A 16540-nucleotide genomic window follows, 5' to 3' on the forward strand; every position below is an offset into this window, starting at 1 on the left:
TCGCGGGGCGTTTCTTTCAGCTTTCTGGGAGGGGCATGATGATTGACTGGTTCGTTAATGTGCTGCGTAGCTATCCCGAAATCGCCATCTTCCTGTCTCTTGCGCTCGGTTACTATTTCGGGTCCTTCACCTATAAGGGCCTTGGACTAGGCGCGGTCACGGCCACCCTCATTGCCGCCGTCCTCATAGGACAGCTCGGCATCACCATCTCGCCGCCGTTGAAGGCAACATTTTTCCTGATGTTTCTGTTCGCCATTGGCTACGGCGTTGGCCCGCAATTCGTGAGGGGCATCGCCAAAGATGGGATTCCTCAGGCTCTGTTTGCGGTCGTTGTTTGCCTGTTCTGTCTGGCGACCGCTTATTTTGGCGCAATTCTCGCGGGCTATGACGTCGGCTCCGCTGTCGGCCTCTACGCGGGTTCGCAGACGATTTCGGCTTCCATGGGGCTTGCCACCGATGCCATCAATCGCCTCGCGCTGCCGCCCGACCAGACGAAGGCCTTGCTTGATGCAATGCCTGTTGCCTATGCCGTTACTTATATCTTCGGCACCGTAGGCTCAGCTATTGTGCTTGCTCTTCTCGGACCCGCCTTGCTCGGGATCGATCTAGAAGCGGAGTGCAAACGCTACGAGCAGGACCAAGGCGGCGGCGACAAGGAAATCGGGGGCGCTGGTACGGCCTGGCACCACTACGAATTGCGTGCCTACCGCGTGCGCGAAGGTGGACCCATCATCGGCAAGACGGCGCACGAAGCCGAAGCACTCCTTCCGGAGCAACGGGTTTTTATCGAGCGCATCCGCCGCGGCGGCAAGCTCTTGGACGCCACCGCCGACACTGTGATCCAGGCGGGCGACATCGTCGCCGTTGCCGGGCGCCGCGAAGTCCTCGTGAATGTCATTGGCCACACCGCCGAAGAAATCGACGATCCGCAGCTTTTGGCGGTTCCGGCTGAAGGCGTTGACGTATTTGTGACCAATAAGGAGGTCGATGGAAAGACCCTGGCTGAACTCGCAAAAATGCCGTCAGCACGTGGTGTGTTTCTGCGAAAGATAACGCGGGGCGCCACCGCAATATCGATCCCAATCCTGCCGAACACTCAAATCAACCGCGGCGATATCGTCACAATCGTGGGGCGGACCCAGGATACCACAGCAGCGACCAAGGCTCTCGGCGTACCCGACCGGCAGACCGACATCGCCGATGTCGCCTTCATAGGCGGGGCTATCGCTATCGGTGCGCTCGTTGGCGCCTTTGTCTTCAAGATCGGCAGCGTTCCGCTCACTCTGTCGACGTCAGGCGGTGCGCTGATTTCAGGGCTCTTCTTCGGCTGGCTGCGCTCGGTACATCCAACATTCGGCCGCATTCCCTCGTCGACCGTCTGGTTCATGAATTCGGTCGGCCTCAATATTTTCATTGCGGTGGTCGGAATTTCTTCCGGGCCGGGCTTTGTCGCGGGGTTGAAGCAACTCGGTTTCAGCCTCTTCCTCTGGGGCATTGTCGTGACGACCATCCCGCTCGTCCTCGCCATGTATGTCGGGAAATACGTATTCCGATTCCATCCCGCCATCCTCTTGGGGTGCTGTTCAGGCGCTCGCACGACCACTGCTTCCCTTGGCATGATCAATGACCGGGCAAAGAGCACGATCCCTGGCCTCGGCTATACGGTTACCTATGCGGTGGGGAATACGCTGCTGACCATCTGGGGCATGGTGCTGGTGATGTTGCTGGCCTGACCAGGGTGATCCCGCGACATGGATGGGGCCATGTCGCGGGCATCAGAAAAGGCTTCCGGCTATTTCTGGGCGGCCTGACAAGCCCGCAACGCCTTGAACGCGTCATCGGTGCCAGTGAGATTTACCACTACGGTTTTGCGTCCTTTCGCGGTGATCGTTAGCGCCTTCTTCTTGGCGAGGTCGTAGATGAAATCGAGGTTGTCGAACGGAACATAAGCGCCGTCATATCCTTGCATCTGCTGTCCCTTGGCTACGCCCGTGTATTTCTGACCATCGACATCGAAAACGACATCAAGCTTTTCACCTGCGGTAATTTTTGTGGGTGTCTTGGTATAAAGCGCGAGAAAGCCGCGGGGGGCCGCGGTCGCATCGATACCGATCTGCGCCTGTGTTTCACCATCCGGATTATCCCGCATGATAAGACAACCAGGGCCCATGGTGTCGTCGACATATATGTCCCAGCCCGCCGCCGAACCATATTTTGTGACCGCGGCCTCACATGGAACGGCGAGGACAGCGACTGCTAGGGTAGTCCAAGCGAATAAATGCATGATCTTCTCCTGTGCTCTGTTTGAATTAAAAATTATGCGAAACTAAAATCCACTGCATGCGATAGTCATGGCTTCCTGGCTGTGGCTGCGGCTATAAGCGCTTGCACGCTGACCGCCGCAATGAGCCCGGTCAGCACGATTCCACAAAAACCAATTCCGACAGCCAGCAAGCGCGATAAAGCGTGGGTCGGCGCGAGATCACCATAGCCTATTGTCAGGCCGGTAACGAAGGTGAAGTAGAGGGTGTCCATTGCCTGCCAATCTTCTATTCTGCCAATCACGAGCCCAAACCCCACCATCAACAAAAGAATTCCGGACAGGATTGGCCAAACAACGCCGAGCTGGCGAAAGAACTCTCTGAAGAAAATGCGCCGTGTTTCCCTGGCTTTCGCGCTCATTGCCTCACCGATGACCTACATGCACCCTTTGTTGAGGAAATACTTCTCGACGCCTTCAAGAGCGCTCCCTGAATATTCCTTGGGGTCCACGTCTGCAATCAAATCCGGGAATGCGAGGCTTGAGTTGGGGTGGTCAATATATTCTTGAAGGACCGTGCAGTGCTTGTTGTCGTGGACAATACGAAGTGCAACCGCTTCAAGAAATCCTACACAATATCCATGGTCCAATGGGTCCTTCACATTGCCGCACATCGCTTGAAGTTTTGCGAAGGATGGCGCCTCCGCGAGGGCGGACACGCTGAGGCAGGAGATTGCCAATGCCAACGAGATCTGGCGCATGGCAATCGCTGATTTCAACACACAGGCGTTCGTGGCTTTCATTGTTGCTTATCTCCCGGAGCGCGGGCAAATTTCGTCCACCGCGTGAACAATCGCACCCACCGCGCTCGTTTGTTCAGGATGAATTTTGATGAAGCTGATGACTGTCCCATAGAGCTGTTGGGACTTGAATTTGCCATCGACAAGACACTTGCGAATTTCCTGACGGCGCACCGAGACATCGTCATCGCATGCGACGGCAATCTGATATTCGATCGCACCGAAAATGTAGCCTGAGGCGAATCCCTTATCGGCTTTCAAGAGTTCGGCTGCACTCATTGCGTTGACCGGCGACACAGAAAGCAAGACCAGCAAAAGCGCTAACTTCATGTTTCGGCTTCCTTTTGAGTAACTTGCTGTTCAGCTGCCTAGATCGGAACCCCAATTCAGGAAGAAGCCGACGTCGCCGGGCATTCCATTGGGGAAACTGATGATCATTGCCTTGAGCCTGAAGCCTTGCGGCTTACCGAATTTCTGGTAGCGATCGTAAAATTCCTTCGCCTTCCCCTGAAGGGTCTCAGGCCAGCTCTTGTCGCCGCTATTGATCGCACGACCGCTGTCCGAACAAAGGTCTGAGGAGAAGGTATAGACCATGGCTTCGAATTTGCCATTTTCGACCGCAGCCGCCACAGCGCGGCGTACAGCGAGAATGTCCGCCTCACCGACATGGCTCTTGAGAAAGTCTTCGGCGAAATCGGCGATCTTCTGCTCTTGGACGGACTTGGCTTTTGCCTGCTTTTTTGCCTCCTCCGACTCCCGCTTCTTAACTTCCTGGCGAAGCTCCGTCGCACTCGGAGGCATCGCGTTCACGTCAAGTTCTTTTTTGTCAGACATCTCTTTCCTCCACTTCGTCGAGAATACGAGGCCAGCACCTCATCGCTTAGAGAATCCTCGGAACCACGTTTAGGGTCATCTCGGGGTCGATGTAGTCGCTGGGCCGCTTTTGACGTTTGCCAAGATCGGGTTCGTCAAACTTGACCCTTTCATAAGGGATCGATTTGAGGATGTGAGAAATGCAATTTATGCGCGCGCGCTCCTTGTCGTCGGATGGCACGATCCACCACGGCGCGTGTTGGCTGTCCGTCATTTTGAGCATTTCGTCATAGGCCCGCGTATAGTCCCACCACCGCTGATAGGATGTTATGTCCATAGGACTGAGCTTCCATTGCCGCAATGGATCGTCAATGCGACGACGGAAGCGGCGATCTTGCTCCTCCTCGCTGACTGTCAGGAAATACTTCAGCAGAATGATGCCACTCTCGACGATGGCTGCTTCAAAACGCGGAGCCAGCTCAAGGAAGCGGCGGGCCTTTTTTTCACTGCAAAAGCCCATCACACGATCGACACCTGCCCGGTTGTACCAGCTCCGGTCAAAGATCACGATCTCACCGGCAGCGGGAAGGTATCCGATGTAGCGCTGCATGAAGATCTGGGATTTTTCCCGATCACTTGGCGCTGGCAGGGCGATGACACGAAAAACCCGCGGGCTCACGCGTTCGGTAATCCGTTTGATCATGCCCCCCTTGCCGGCTGCATCGCGCCCCTCGAACAGGATGACGACACGGGCGCCTGATTTCTTTACCCACGCCTGCAGATGCGCAAGCTCGATCTGAAGCTTCCTCATCTCCTTGTTGTAGCGGTCCTTGAAACCCTTCTTGTCGTCACCTTCCGTGGCAGCAGATTTGTGATTGTCCTTACTCATCTTTTCACCTCCGAAACGTGCATCGGCAATGCCGATGACAACAATCCTTCTTGGGCGCGAGGCCGCTCTGCTTCAGTTTGAAAAGCAGCGACCGCGTCTTCCAAATCATCGAAGACATATTGCGTGCCGATGCGCTCGATCACGCCGCTGCGTTCGAGTATTTCCCTCACCTCTGTGTGGACCTCCGCAAGGCACAGCCTGATGTCCTTGGCAGCAAGGTCCTCCCTGACTTCGTCGAGCATTGCAGCAGCCGTGCTGTCGACCTGGACGATTGCGCTGGCGTCTATGACGAACCAGCGGCATCCCGACGCCAATTTGCGAACCGTTGTCTTGATGCGTTCCCCAACGTAATCGGCGTTGACGAAAAGGAGGCTGCCCTGGATTACATAGAGCACGAGACCTTGTATCGGCGCGGCCTCGGGCGAGCGATGCAGCTTATAAAGTCCGTCCCGGCCAGGAATGCGGCCGAGCTGCGCGTCGCGCGGGTACATCGACTTGCGCAACAAGTAGACCAGGGTCGCGGCGATAGCGATGACCACCCCATTTAGCACGCCAAAGCTTATCGCGCCCCACATGGTTATCATGGCGAACACGAATTCGGGCCGGCTGATTTGCCAGATGCGTTTCAACTCGCCGATATCGATCAAGCCGATGGCCGCGGATACGAGGATTGCTCCAAGCGCTGGCAAGGGTAAAATTCGCAATGCTTCTCCGAGGAAGAGCAGTGTGGCGATCAGGGTAGCTGCCGAGACGAGCCCGACAATTTGCGATCTGCCGCCCGCCGCGAACGCGATCGCCGTCCGTGAGTCCGACATGCTGATCGGAAATGCGCCGAAGAGACCGGCAGCAATATTGCCGGCCGAGAGCCCAATCAGTTCACCATTGGCGTCGACCGCTTCACCCGAGCGCGCCGCGAAACTGCGCGCCGTAATAATGCCCGCGCCAAAGCTCACAAGAAAAACCGCGGCAGCACCGAGCAGCATCTTGTCCAATGGCAGCCCACGAAACGAGGGAATAGAAAACGATGGGAGTCCGAGGGGAATGTCTCCCACCACCTTCACGCCCATTTCGCGAAATCCAAGAAGTGCCGAGAGGACCACGGCGAGGACGACGACAAGGACTGGCCCGGGAATGGGGAGCCGCAATCTGTTTGCCGCTTGCAGGAGAACAAACATGCTTGCACCAAGCAGCAGGGATGGCCAATGGATTTCGGCGCTTTTGCCGATCAGTTCGAGCACGGGCGCGACAAGCCCTTCCGATCGTATCTTCACTCCCGTCAGCCGGCCAATCTGACCGACGACAATGGATATCGCGATACCGGCGAAAAAGCCGACCAGAATCGGGCGGGACAGAAACGTGGCAACGACCCCGAGCCGCAATAGCCGTGCTGCCAGGCAGACACCCCCGACCGCGAGCCCCAACGCCGAAGCTATGGTTACACGGTCAACCCCGGCGTCCGCCGGCATCGACGCTATGATTGACGCGATGGCGGCGCCGAGCACCGTCATCGTAGCCGCATCGGGTCCGAGTACGAGCCTTTGAGATGGTCCCAATAGTGCATAGGCGATTGGTGCCGCGATACTGGCGTAAATACCTGTTTCCGGGGGCAGGCCGACAATTGCCGGATAAGCTATAGCGCTGGGCAATCCAACGGCGGCCACCGCCAGACCCGCGCCGATGTCGCGTCCCAGCCAATTGGCCCGATAGCCCGCCAGGCTCTTAAAAACAGGCCAGGGATGCGTTGCCGCGACCATCTTAATCGATATTGTGAATGGCGATGACCCCATCGATCGGGGTCAAGGCCACGAACAAGAGCACACCCAACGCGGAGTAATCGAGAAACACGGCTACCTCCCTCGAGCGGGCGCTGTGCCCGTTTCATGTGGTTAGAGTGTAGACCGATGCGAACGCCAATACGTGTAGCATCGTGTAATATACGGCGCCCGCTTACAGAGCGGGCAGCAAAGCGGTTAGTTTCCCGGGATCGCAAGGCCCGCTTTTCTCAGTCCATCGATAAAGATCAACTGGTCTTCCGGTCGAAGGATGCGAGTGGCGACGACATTCCTGATGTCTGGGAGAAAAGCCGGAGCATTTTGTTCAAGCCACTTCCGTTCGATGTCGGCTTCCTCGAGCTTGCCGAGTTTTCCAAGGATCGCCATGCGTATGATATGAAAGATCGGATTGGGGCCAAGGTCCGACAATTGCGACCATTGTTCGGCTGCAACATAATCGCCCGCCACGTATGAGCAAACGGCAAGCGCTGCCTCGAAATATCCGGACGGTCCCGGATTGCGCGAGACCGCCGAAGCGATCAGCTTGCAACCCTCGTCCCATTTTCCCGATAATGCCAGGCGGAACCCATACTCACCCGATAGTTCCGTGTCGTTGGGGTTGATCGCGTAGGCGCGTGCGCCAATCTGCAGTGACTCCTGGACTTGACCCCGGAAGAAGTACGTCAGCATCTCCGCCTGCAGACCACGTACGTTTTGCGGATCGAGTTCGATGGCCCGCTTTGCGGCCGAGGCCGCAAGCTCTAGCGACGGGGCGGGCAGCGAGTCCAGGCGGTATCGAAAGCGGACCTCATCGAGATAGGTCAATGAAAGGAGTGCCCAGGCAGTTGCATAGCCCGGATAGCGCTCGACGGCTCGCTTCAAGCAGCTCTGGACCGAAGTGTGGGTTTGCGGATTAAGGTTTGCGCGGTAGCGATAATAGGCCAAAGTGCAGGTATAGGCCTCGATATTATTTGGCGGTGATTGTGCGAGCTGAGCCGAATCCTTCTGAAAGAGAATGCCGTAAGGTTGCGCCAGCGAGGTCGCCACGGAACGGGCTATGTCGGCCTGAAGTTGGACCAGACCCTCGGCTTTTAGGTCGTTCTCGTAGTTGCCGGTCCACACAATGGAGCTGTCGGCGCGATTCATGAGCCGCGTGCTTAACCGAAGCTTCTCCCCCTCGATGCGAACACGCCCTTGCAGCGCAAAGCTTGGTCGCGGGTCGTTGATCCTAAACAACGTGCTGGAAGCGTTGGATGAGCGTCCTGCCACGACGACAACTTCCTTGAATTTCGCGAGCTGACTGATGACTTCATCAGTCAAATCCTGCGCAATATTTGCAGAGCGCTGTGTCCCCGAAAGGTCTTCGATTGGTTCGACCAGCACTTTCGGGATGTCGGGGCCAGCCTGCCTGATATTATTTCCGCCCGTAAAGTCCAGCGGGTCCAGGCGAAACAGATAGCCGCCAGCGAACATGACTGAGCCAACGACAATGGCGGTCACGACCAGTACTGACCATTTGCCAGAAGACGCGCGCTCGAAGAAACGGCCGAGGTTTTTTCCATGAATGGGCTTAAAATAGCTATCGGGCGCCGTTACCGGATCCTTGCGCGAGAAGTTGGGAATGTAGCCGCCCTTGGGCATGGTGATAACGACTGGATCGTCATTGCCGGCAACGAGATAATAATGTTCGAGGCCGCGCCTGATCAGACCCGCCTGGATCCGGACCACGGGGTCCAATTGCGCGTCAAACGATGAATCGCGCCCAAAGACTTCCATGGCGATCGAGTAGGCCTTGATCCGGTTGCCGCGGCCCGCAATTGCCTCTTCAACAACATAGGTCAGGAATCTGCGCGCGCGCTCAGGCACATCGAATTCTGCACTCGATCGAATGCGATCAAGTTGCGCAAGGACATCGGCATCCGTCGGCAGAGCTTGCTTGTCTACCGGCACGCCGTCTGCGGCAACGCTCACCCCTTGTTTCCCCGAACAAGCAACCGTCCTTCACGGCTGTATGGTACAGTATCTTACGCCTCTAACTGAAGTTATTCCAATACTATGGGACGATGAACGAAAGCAGTCAGCGGAGGCACCGATGACGTTGCGATCCTGGGACACGGAGCGGGAAGATGGATTGGCTGCGGCTCTTCGCAGATTTCCGGAATCCGCATTTCGCATTCGACAACTCATGCTGGGAAACGAAGCATTTAAGGAGCTATGCTCCGACCTTGCGGCAGCTGAACGCGCGCTTGAAAATGCTCAACACCTGCCTGTTCATATTCGTGAGAAACGGCGCGACGAATTCGCGGAGATGGCCGACAGTCTCGCGAAGGAGATCGCTGAAGCGCTCGGGTCCAAGGGCTATCCTTAATAAGGCTGGTCCCGACCGAACGCAGCGGACTGAACCACAACGTACCGGACTTGCAAAATTGGCTATCGAGATCGAACGCAAATACCTCGTCAAGGACAAACGCTGGAGGAAACATGCCTCCAACGGTTCAACTTTGCGCCAGGCCTATCTGCTGGCAGCCGGACAACGATCGGTGCGGGTTCGAACCATTGATAATCTACGGGCGACGCTCACAGTAAAGGTTCGTCTTGGTCCACTTAGACGCGAAGAATTCCAATATGAAATCCCCTACGCGGACGCTCTCCAGATATTTCGTCACTGCATAGGCGTTGTTGTTGAAAAGACCCGCCATGAACTCGTCGATGCAGGCCAGCGCTGGGAAATTGATGTATACCACGGCATCCACCAGGGACTGACGGTCGCAGAAATCGAGTTGCAAAGCGAAAGCGATTTATATCCGCGTCCTGTTTGGTTGGGCATCGAGATAACAGGCGAACACAGGTACTCAAACCAGGTCCTGGCGATGGCAAGGCTGGCTCCGGGCCAAAGCGGACGGGAGACGATCAGCTGATGGGAACTGCTCCTTCGACCAGTGCTCGAAACCAGGATATTACCCGCGTGACACTCGCGGTCCTCTTTATTGGCGGGCTGCTTGTCAGCTCGATCTGGATCATGCTGCCATTTCTTGCGGCAATTATCTGGGCCTTGACCTTGGTCATCGCCACGTGGCCGCTAATGATCTGGGTACAGCGTCACACGGGCAACCGCCGCGGCGTTGCCGTGTTTGTCATGACCGTCGTCCTTCTCCTTGTCCTTATCGTGCCGTTCCTGCTGGCAATCAGTCTCATCATGGACAACATGGATCGCATCACGGACAACATCCAGACCGCGCTTGCACTCAAATTACCCCAGCCGCCAATCTGGCTTAATGAAATTCCGCTGGTCGGAGATCGACTGCACGACAGCTGGGAACGGCTTGGGCGCCTTGGCGTGAATGAACTCGGGCCGAGGCTCCAGCCCTACGCCGGCTCCTTTGCACACTGGTTCGCGGCGGCAGCGGGAAGCCTTGGCGGCATGGTCCTCGAGTTTCTTTTGACGACCGCGATAGCCGCCATCATGTACGCAAAAGGTGAGCAGGGGGCTGCGACAGCCGTCCGGTTCGGGCATCGGCTTGGAGGTGACCGGGGTGAAATGGCGGTACGTCTCGCTGGTCGGGCTATCCGCGGCGTTGCTCTTGGCGTGGTCGTCACGGCTGTCGCGCAGACCGCCGTAAGCGCGATCGGCCTTCTCGTCGTCGGCATACCATTGGCTGGCGTATTGACGGCCCTGGTCTTTGTCCTTTGCCTGATGCAGATCGGCCCTGCCTTGGTGTTGGCGCCGGCCGTATTCTGGATGTACTACAGCGGCGACACCCTCTGGGCGACGGTCCTTTTGCTGTTTGCCATCATCGCCGGGACAATGGACGGGTTCCTGCGGCCGTTCTTGATCCGAAAGGGCGCGGACCTGCCGCTGTTGCTGATCTTCGCAGGCGTCATCGGCGGCCTGATCTCATTCGGAATTCTTGGAATATTCGTGGGACCAACCCTGCTTGCGGTTGCCTACACCCTCCTGGACGCGTGGATGGCAGAGGATGAGGGGATCGTGGCGGTATCTGTCCAGAACGAAGCCCATGGCCCGCCGAAAATCCTGGATGATGTGATCTGAAAAGCCGTCGCAGCGGTCCAACTGTCGTGAACGAGTCATTGCCTGCAAAATCCAGTGTCTCTTGGCTGCGTCTGCCGGTCCCCGCTTTGGAACACCCATTTGGCTTGCGCGTTTCAGTCTGACAAGCAACGAGAATTGTCATGGACTGGGAATCGATTTCGGCGAGATCGTCCAGTGCCTTCAGGAGATGGGATGAAACAGGTTTATTTTGTAGCGGTGTATGATCAGGGTGAAGCTGGAGAATTGTTTCGATCCGGCGAACCGCAACGGTTCGACGGAGAAGAAGAAGCGCAGACGGCTGCCGATGATTTGGCGTCAAAGCATGCAGGCGTCATTGCCTGGAGCCAGGACGTGAAGCAAGGAGACGAGTACGGCCCTCCCATGGTTTTCTACACTGCCGGCGAAACTGTCGACATGAAGTGACTGCGGAGTTTCAGGCTACGGCTGTGTGACAAACCGCTTCGATGTTGTGCCCGTCCGGACCAATGACAAAAGCTGCATAGTAGTTCGCGTGGTAGTGCGGGCGAAGACCGAGCGCACCATTGTCTTTGCCGCCAGCCTCGAGAGCAGCGCGATAGAAAGCTTCGACCTGCCTTCGATTCTCGGCCGTGAATGCCAAGTGAAGATGTGCTGACTTCTCATCGGATTGGTACAGGCAAAGCGATGCCTTGCCCTTGGAGCTCATTTCGACGCCGTATGTCGGCGACCCCTCCGAGACAACCGCTACGCCGAGCGGTTCGAGTGCCTTGAGGAAGAACGCTTTGCTTGCCGAATAGTTGGTGACGCCGAATTTGACGTGGTCGAACATGAATGCTCCGCGAAGTCCTGTGAGTTCCGACTGATATCGGCCAGAGGCGGGGCTGATTTCCCGCAAAGGTTGGTTCGCACCCTACACCTCAGAATGCCGGATTGAGGAGTGCTGCGGGTCGATATTCGAAGAAACTGTGCGGCGAATTGCTTCGGATGTTTATTTTTGATGCTGGTCTAGCTCATTTGCTCTATTAAACTAATGGATCATGGAGAAATGTAATGAGCCTAATCCGCCTAATCATCTACCTGGCCTTGTCGATCGCGACGATTTCGGGCGCTTCTGCTGGTTCACTTGCCAAGCCTGATGGCAAGCCTATTTTGGTTATTTCCGGGAAAATTGAAAACACAAACAAGGGCTCCACGGCCGAATTCGACCGTGCGATGCTGGAAGCCATCGGCTTGCAGACCATTGAAACGACAACGCCTTGGTATGACAAGCGCGTACGCTTCGAGGGTGTGCCGCTCGACAAGCTGATGGAACTGGTCGGCGCCACCGGAACGAAAGTGACGGCGGTTGCGCTCAACGACTATGTGACAACGATTCCGCTGGATGATTTCAAGAAATTCAAGGTCGTGCTCGCCCTCAAGCGCGATGGAGAATATATGCCGGTCCGCGATAAGGGACCGTTGTTTATTGTCTATCCTTATGAAAGCGATCCGCAGCTGCAAAGTCAGACTTATTACACACGATCCGCGTGGCAGGTGGCCAAACTGATCATCGAGTAGAGACGCAGTGAAACGGTTTCTAGGGATCATTATCTGTTGCTTTGTCGTGGCGACGGCCTACATCGCCTATGTCATTGCGGAGCGCCAAACTGCGCTGCAGAAGTTTGCCCGCTATAATGACTCCTGGGCCATCGGACAGACTGTCTCCGAATATATGAGGCTCGAACATCGCGTGGCCGCCTATGCCATGGGTATGGACGACGCCGATCGCGATGAGGTTCGCCTGCGACTTGATATCATGATCGGTCGGTTACAGCTGCTCAAGCAGGGTAGTCTCCATAGCTTTATCGAGGATGACGCGCAGCGCCGTGAACTGCTTTCAGATCTAACCAAGGTGCTCGATGTGCTTGATCAGCGGTTCGAGACCCTCGATACCGAGGGCCTCAAAGCGACACTGAAAACCATGGCCGCCCTCGATGCGTCGATGACAGCGCTTGCATCTACCGCGGTTGAATATGATGTCGGTCTGATAGACGCCGCCCAGGCAGAATTGCGACAGCTCCATCTGATCTATACGGGCCTTGCGGGCGGGCTCATACTCTGCGGGGTGGGGCTCGTTGTTCTCCTTCTGCGCCACAACAGCCTTCTCGACGGTGCTCACCGCAAGATGAAGGACCTTACAGACAATCTCCGTGAGGCTTCGGGTGAATTGAAGCTGCAGAACTACCGGCTGAAACATGTCGCCCACCATGACGCCCTGACCGGCCTTCCCAATCGTGTGCTGTTCCGGCAGGATCTGGAAAACCGGTTGAAAACAGCGACAGCCGGTGGACCAACGGCTGTGATCTTTCTCCTTGACCTCGATGGCTTCAAGGATGTGAACGATACGCTGGGCCATGACGTCGGTGATGGCCTGCTCCAGGGTGTGGCAAGCCGCCTCACAAAGCTTGGTGGCGAAGGCGACCTCGTCTGCCGGTTGGGCGGAGATGAGTTCGCCATCCTGACCGCGGGGCTGAACGAGCAACAGGCTTTTGATTTTGCCCGCGATGTCATGGATGAAATCAGCTTTCCCTACCTTGTCAGCGAGCGTGAGATAAAGATCGGCACCTGTGTCGGCGTTGCCCTGTCGGTGATCGGGTCCGGTACCGATGAATTGTTCAAACAGGCAGACCTTGCGCTCTACGAAGCAAAGTCTCTCGGCTCCGGGCATGCGTGTGTCTTCCAGTCCCAGATGCAAACAAGGCTGACGGAAAAGAAGTCGTTCGAAGCCGATCTCAAGCAGGCGCTGCGCAAGGGCGAACTGGAGATATTCTACCAACCACAAGTCAACACGATTACCCGTGAGATTTGTGGCTATGAAGCCCTCCTGCGGTGGTTTCATCCGATACGTGGGCAAGTTCCCCCATCCGAATTCATTCCAGTGGCAGAAAACATCGGGTTGATCCATGAATTGGGGGATTGGGTCTTAAGGACGGCCTGCACGGAAGCTGCCCGTTGGCCACGCTCGCTCAAAGTCGCGGTCAACCTGTCGCCGGTTCAGTTCCGCAGCCGAAATCTCATTCAGAGCGTCGTCACCATCGTCACTCAAAGCGGCCTCGACCCGGACCGGCTCGAGCTGGAGATCACCGAGTCCGTTCTCCTGGACAAGAATGAACAGACGCTCGAAACCTTGACGCAACTAAAGGCAGTCGGCATCCAGATTGCGATGGACGATTTTGGCACTGGATATTCCTCGCTTGGCAGTCTCAGGAGCTTCCCCTTCGACAAGATCAAGATCGATCGTTCTTTCATCCGCGATGTCACCACCCGCGCAGATGCCTTCGCCATCGTGGAACTTGTGACGGGCGTCGGGCGAAGCCTGGGAATGACGACGATAGCGGAAGGTATCGAGACCGAGGAACAGTTCGCTTGCGTCAAACAGGTCGGATGCGAGCAGGTGCAAGGCTTCTTGATCGGCCGGCCCGTACCCGCGACGCAACTGGACCATCTCCGCCAGGCCAGCAATGGCGTAAGCCTGACTGAGTATGAAGGTCTTATTGATGTGAAGGCAGTGTCGGGCATGGGTAGCTAGCCGCTTGGTCCTTTGACCCGCCAGCCATTCCTCAGCCAACAAGGGAGTTTGAGTTCGAATTGCTGACCGTCCACGGAATTGCGGTGCCACTGGCATCAGATGAAGTTTCACCAGTTATCTGGCAGGCGCTTACAAGTGGCTGCTACGAGGCAAAAGAAGCCAAGTGGGTGTTCAAGGCCGTCAGGCCGAATGACCGGGTGCTGGAGTTGGGGGCAGGGATCGGAGTGATCACTTCGCTGATCGCAAAGATTCCAGGTGTCCAGGTGTGGTCATTCGAAGCAAATCCATCGACAGCAGCACTCGCTCAACGCGTGATCAGTGCCAACAGCGTCGGCAACGTTGTTTTGTCCCAAGGATTGCTGGCAGCGGGCGAACCGCACACCATCCCGTTCTATGTCCGAAAGGACCTCTGGATGTCTTCCATGGATAAAAACCAAGGTCCTTACGAACGCGAAATATCGCTGACTTCAACGAACATTGACGATTTCATCGCGCACCACGCCATCAACATTCTCGTCATGGATATTGAGGGCGCCGAACAGGATCTGCTTTGCAAGTCTGAGCTTGCCGGCATCGATCGGGTCTTTCTTGAACTGCACGATCATCTCTACGGATTGTCGGGCATCCGTGAGATCACGCAGGCCCTCGCCGCAAAAGGCTTCGCTTATGACCCGCGGGGATCCTATGGCGCTTGTGTGCTATTCGCGAAAGAGCAGGGCCTGCGAGATTACGAACCGGAAGCGTTTTAAACGAGCATCACGAGGGACCGCTGTGTTCTGACATCTCCTGACATGAACGCGCCATCGGTCGTGCTACGATCGCGCGACTGCGTTGAAGTGAAGTGGAGATGTCATGTCCAGGATCAATCGCCGCGCCTTCTTTCTCAATTCCGGCGGTGCAATCATCGCCTCAACGGTTGCGGGTCGGGCTCCCGCCACCGCATCGACAGACCGGGATCTGCCATTGTCCCGCGATCTGCAGGCGCTGATCGCCGCGCACAAGGCCATGTACGCGGCGTTCCAAAAAACGATTAGAAGTAGCCACGACCACGAGAGTGCCAGCCGAGCTGAGGAAAAGGCGCTGCTGGCTGTATGCGCCTATCCAGCAGTTGGCGAAGCGGACCGTAAGGCCAAGGCCCGATATTTACTGGAAATCGAGGCGCGAGGCGAACTGGACCTGGCTGAGCAAATGCAGGCGCTTCTCCGCTCGACAATGTGGGAAGATAAGACCGGTTAGGCGTCCTTCCTGATGACTCGCCCATCCCGAGCGGCCGTCGAAATCGACTGTCGGCCGCAGGCAATGCCGGGGGACGACGCCCCGCGTGGAACAATCCCGGCGGGGTGGCGTTGGCGAACATTCAACAGGAGGTTCGCTGTGTCCATTGGTCAAGAAGATAAGACAGGAAGAAGCAGTCCCACCAGCTTTGGCCAGTCCGTGGAAAGCCAAGCGCAAATTGCCGATGCCGAAAGCCGGTCTTCGTCAGAAGTTGGAAGCGGCGAGGCGCTCAACGTTTACCGATTGGTCCCGACCGCGTCGGCGGATGATCCGCGATGGCAAAACTCGCCTTATCAGGGCGAAGTAACGGTCGCTGCCCGAACAACAGGCGACGCCAGGATTGTCGCAGCGGGCGGCGAACTTGACTTCATGGAGATCGACGCGGCGCCGGCGGACGATGTTACCACCATAAACGCAAGCGCCTTCCGAGATGACAAACTCTATTCGGTCATCGAAATCGAGCGCGATCGAACCGACCTTGCGCGCGGAATTATCAGTGGAAACATCAGAATAGACAACGTCAAGCCGGTTCAAATCTAGAAAGAGTCACCTGCCGCGGGATCCTCAGCGCGAAGGTGACACTGCCCCAGTCATCCGGAGCATGGTCCCTGGGGCACCCGCTGCCTGAACCTCATCCTACCGCGGGGCAGCAGCTATGGAACCATGACAGCACAGCCCCAAAAGTTCCGGAAATGCAAAAAAATAAACTGCCCTCAAGCCGCGGATCAGCGCGGAACTTCACGCTGATCTATGGGTTAGTTCTTGCATGATCGCCGATCATAAAAAGGAGAAACCATGAAACGTATCGCACTTGCGCTTGGCGCACTTTCCATTCTTTCGGCAGCTTATGCCCAGGACACCACCACAAAGCCGGACGCACAGACGCCGGCGGTTGCAACGCCAGACACAACCAATCCTGCGGCTCCCGTTCCAGGCGCAAATAGCTTCACCGAAGGTCAGGCCAAGGAACGCATCGAAGGGCAGGGTTACACCGATGTAAATGGCCTGACGAAGGGCGAGGACGGGATCTGGACTGGTACTGCCATGAAGGACGGAAAGTCGGTCGAGGTAAAGCTCGACTTCCAGGGCAATATCACAGCATCCGCCAAATAAAGATATCAAGGGAGAATCCT

General features: G+C 56.6%; 20 protein-coding genes. 11 read left to right on the top strand and 9 right to left on the bottom strand.

Annotated elements, in window-relative coordinates:
* Positions 1–38: 38 nt before the first annotated feature.
* On the top strand, positions 39–1733 hold the full coding sequence (gene aspT, locus GF108_RS20475) for an aspartate-alanine antiporter (RefSeq protein WP_153670169.1): 1695 nt from the start codon (positions 39–41) through the stop codon (positions 1731–1733).
* 59 nt (positions 1734–1792) lie between these two features.
* On the opposite strand, the gene GF108_RS20480 is transcribed toward aspT, so the two are convergent.
* The 8 genes from GF108_RS20480 to GF108_RS20515 form a co-directional block, all read right to left on the bottom strand.
* Complete coding sequence (locus GF108_RS20480) at positions 1793–2284, bottom strand: hypothetical protein (protein WP_027232734.1); 492 nt, start codon at positions 2282–2284, stop codon at positions 1793–1795.
* A 65-nt stretch (positions 2285–2349) separates the two neighbouring features.
* The gene (locus GF108_RS20485) at positions 2350–2682 is read right to left on the bottom strand and encodes a potassium channel family protein (RefSeq protein WP_153670170.1); all 333 of its coding nucleotides are present in this window, start codon (positions 2680–2682) and stop codon (positions 2350–2352) included.
* A 15-nt stretch (positions 2683–2697) separates the two neighbouring features.
* Positions 2698–3063: a hypothetical protein gene (locus GF108_RS20490; RefSeq protein WP_245273570.1), complete on the bottom strand. Its 366-nt coding sequence runs from the start codon at positions 3061–3063 to the stop codon at positions 2698–2700.
* A gap of 6 nt (positions 3064–3069) precedes the next feature.
* Positions 3070–3390: a hypothetical protein gene (locus GF108_RS20495; RefSeq protein WP_153670171.1), complete on the bottom strand. Its 321-nt coding sequence runs from the start codon at positions 3388–3390 to the stop codon at positions 3070–3072.
* Between the two features lie 30 nt (positions 3391–3420).
* Positions 3421–3894: a histidine kinase gene (locus GF108_RS20500; protein ID WP_153670172.1), complete on the bottom strand. Its 474-nt coding sequence runs from the start codon at positions 3892–3894 to the stop codon at positions 3421–3423.
* 46 nt (positions 3895–3940) lie between these two features.
* Positions 3941–4762 carry a polyphosphate kinase 2 gene (ppk2, locus tag GF108_RS20505; RefSeq protein ID WP_153670173.1) on the bottom strand — a complete coding sequence of 274 codons (822 nt, stop codon included), beginning with the start codon at positions 4760–4762 and terminating at the stop codon, positions 3941–3943.
* A complete protein-coding gene (locus tag GF108_RS20510) occupies positions 4759–6516 on the bottom strand; it encodes a SulP family inorganic anion transporter (RefSeq protein ID WP_153670174.1) in 1758 nt (585 codons plus the stop codon). The genes ppk2 and GF108_RS20510 overlap by 4 nt, the downstream gene beginning before the upstream one ends.
* 216 nt (positions 6517–6732) lie before the next feature.
* Positions 6733–8505 carry a hypothetical protein gene (locus GF108_RS20515; protein ID WP_370462242.1) on the bottom strand — a complete coding sequence of 591 codons (1773 nt, stop codon included), beginning with the start codon at positions 8503–8505 and terminating at the stop codon, positions 6733–6735.
* A 121-nt stretch (positions 8506–8626) separates the two neighbouring features.
* Between GF108_RS20515 and GF108_RS20520 the strand changes: the two genes are divergently transcribed.
* The 4 genes from GF108_RS20520 to GF108_RS20535 all read left to right on the top strand — a co-directional run bounded on the left by GF108_RS20520 (position 8627) and on the right by GF108_RS20535 (position 11008).
* Positions 8627–8902, top strand: a complete 276-nt coding sequence (locus GF108_RS20520; RefSeq protein ID WP_153670175.1) for a hypothetical protein — start codon at positions 8627–8629, stop codon at positions 8900–8902.
* Between the two features lie 58 nt (positions 8903–8960).
* Positions 8961–9452, top strand: a complete 492-nt coding sequence (locus GF108_RS20525) for a CYTH domain-containing protein (RefSeq protein WP_153670176.1) — start codon at positions 8961–8963, stop codon at positions 9450–9452.
* The gene (ydiK, locus tag GF108_RS20530; protein WP_153670177.1) at positions 9452–10585 is read left to right on the top strand and encodes an AI-2E family transporter YdiK; all 1134 of its coding nucleotides are present in this window, start codon (positions 9452–9454) and stop codon (positions 10583–10585) included. Before GF108_RS20525 ends, ydiK begins: the two co-directional genes overlap by 1 nt.
* Before the next feature lie 192 nt (positions 10586–10777).
* Positions 10778–11008 (top strand): hypothetical protein, encoded by a 231-nt coding sequence (locus GF108_RS20535; protein WP_153670178.1) that lies wholly within the window; start codon positions 10778–10780, stop codon positions 11006–11008.
* Positions 11009–11018: 10 nt separating this feature from the next.
* Here the strand turns inward: GF108_RS20535 and GF108_RS20540 are convergent, their stop codons facing one another.
* Positions 11019–11393, bottom strand: coding sequence for a VOC family protein (locus GF108_RS20540; RefSeq protein ID WP_153670179.1), 375 nt, complete (start codon positions 11391–11393; stop codon positions 11019–11021).
* Positions 11394–11614: 221 nt separating this feature from the next.
* On the opposite strand from GF108_RS20540, the gene GF108_RS20545 reads away from it, so the two are divergent.
* The 6 genes from GF108_RS20545 to GF108_RS20570 all read left to right on the top strand — a co-directional run bounded on the left by GF108_RS20545 (position 11615) and on the right by GF108_RS20570 (position 16520).
* Positions 11615–12121, top strand: coding sequence for a molybdopterin-dependent oxidoreductase (locus GF108_RS20545; RefSeq protein ID WP_027232744.1), 507 nt, complete (start codon positions 11615–11617; stop codon positions 12119–12121).
* A 7-nt stretch (positions 12122–12128) separates the two neighbouring features.
* Entirely contained in the window at positions 12129–14132 is a 2004-nt protein-coding gene (locus tag GF108_RS20550) for a putative bifunctional diguanylate cyclase/phosphodiesterase (protein WP_370462243.1), read from the top strand.
* Positions 14133–14191: 59 nt separating this feature from the next.
* Complete coding sequence (locus tag GF108_RS20555) at positions 14192–14881, top strand: FkbM family methyltransferase (RefSeq protein WP_153670180.1); 690 nt, start codon at positions 14192–14194, stop codon at positions 14879–14881.
* A 103-nt stretch (positions 14882–14984) separates the two neighbouring features.
* A complete protein-coding gene (locus tag GF108_RS20560) occupies positions 14985–15368 on the top strand; it encodes a hypothetical protein (RefSeq protein ID WP_153670181.1) in 384 nt (127 codons plus the stop codon).
* Positions 15369–15506: 138 nt separating this feature from the next.
* A complete protein-coding gene (locus GF108_RS20565) occupies positions 15507–15947 on the top strand; it encodes a hypothetical protein (protein WP_174208387.1) in 441 nt (146 codons plus the stop codon).
* 255 nt (positions 15948–16202) lie between these two features.
* Complete coding sequence (locus tag GF108_RS20570) at positions 16203–16520, top strand: PepSY domain-containing protein (RefSeq protein ID WP_153670182.1); 318 nt, start codon at positions 16203–16205, stop codon at positions 16518–16520.
* The last annotated feature ends 20 nt before the right edge of the window (positions 16521–16540 follow it).

Source organism: Phyllobacterium sp. SYP-B3895 (genome assembly GCF_009647635.1).
Lineage (GTDB): Bacteria > Pseudomonadota > Alphaproteobacteria > Rhizobiales > Rhizobiaceae > Phyllobacterium > Phyllobacterium pellucidum.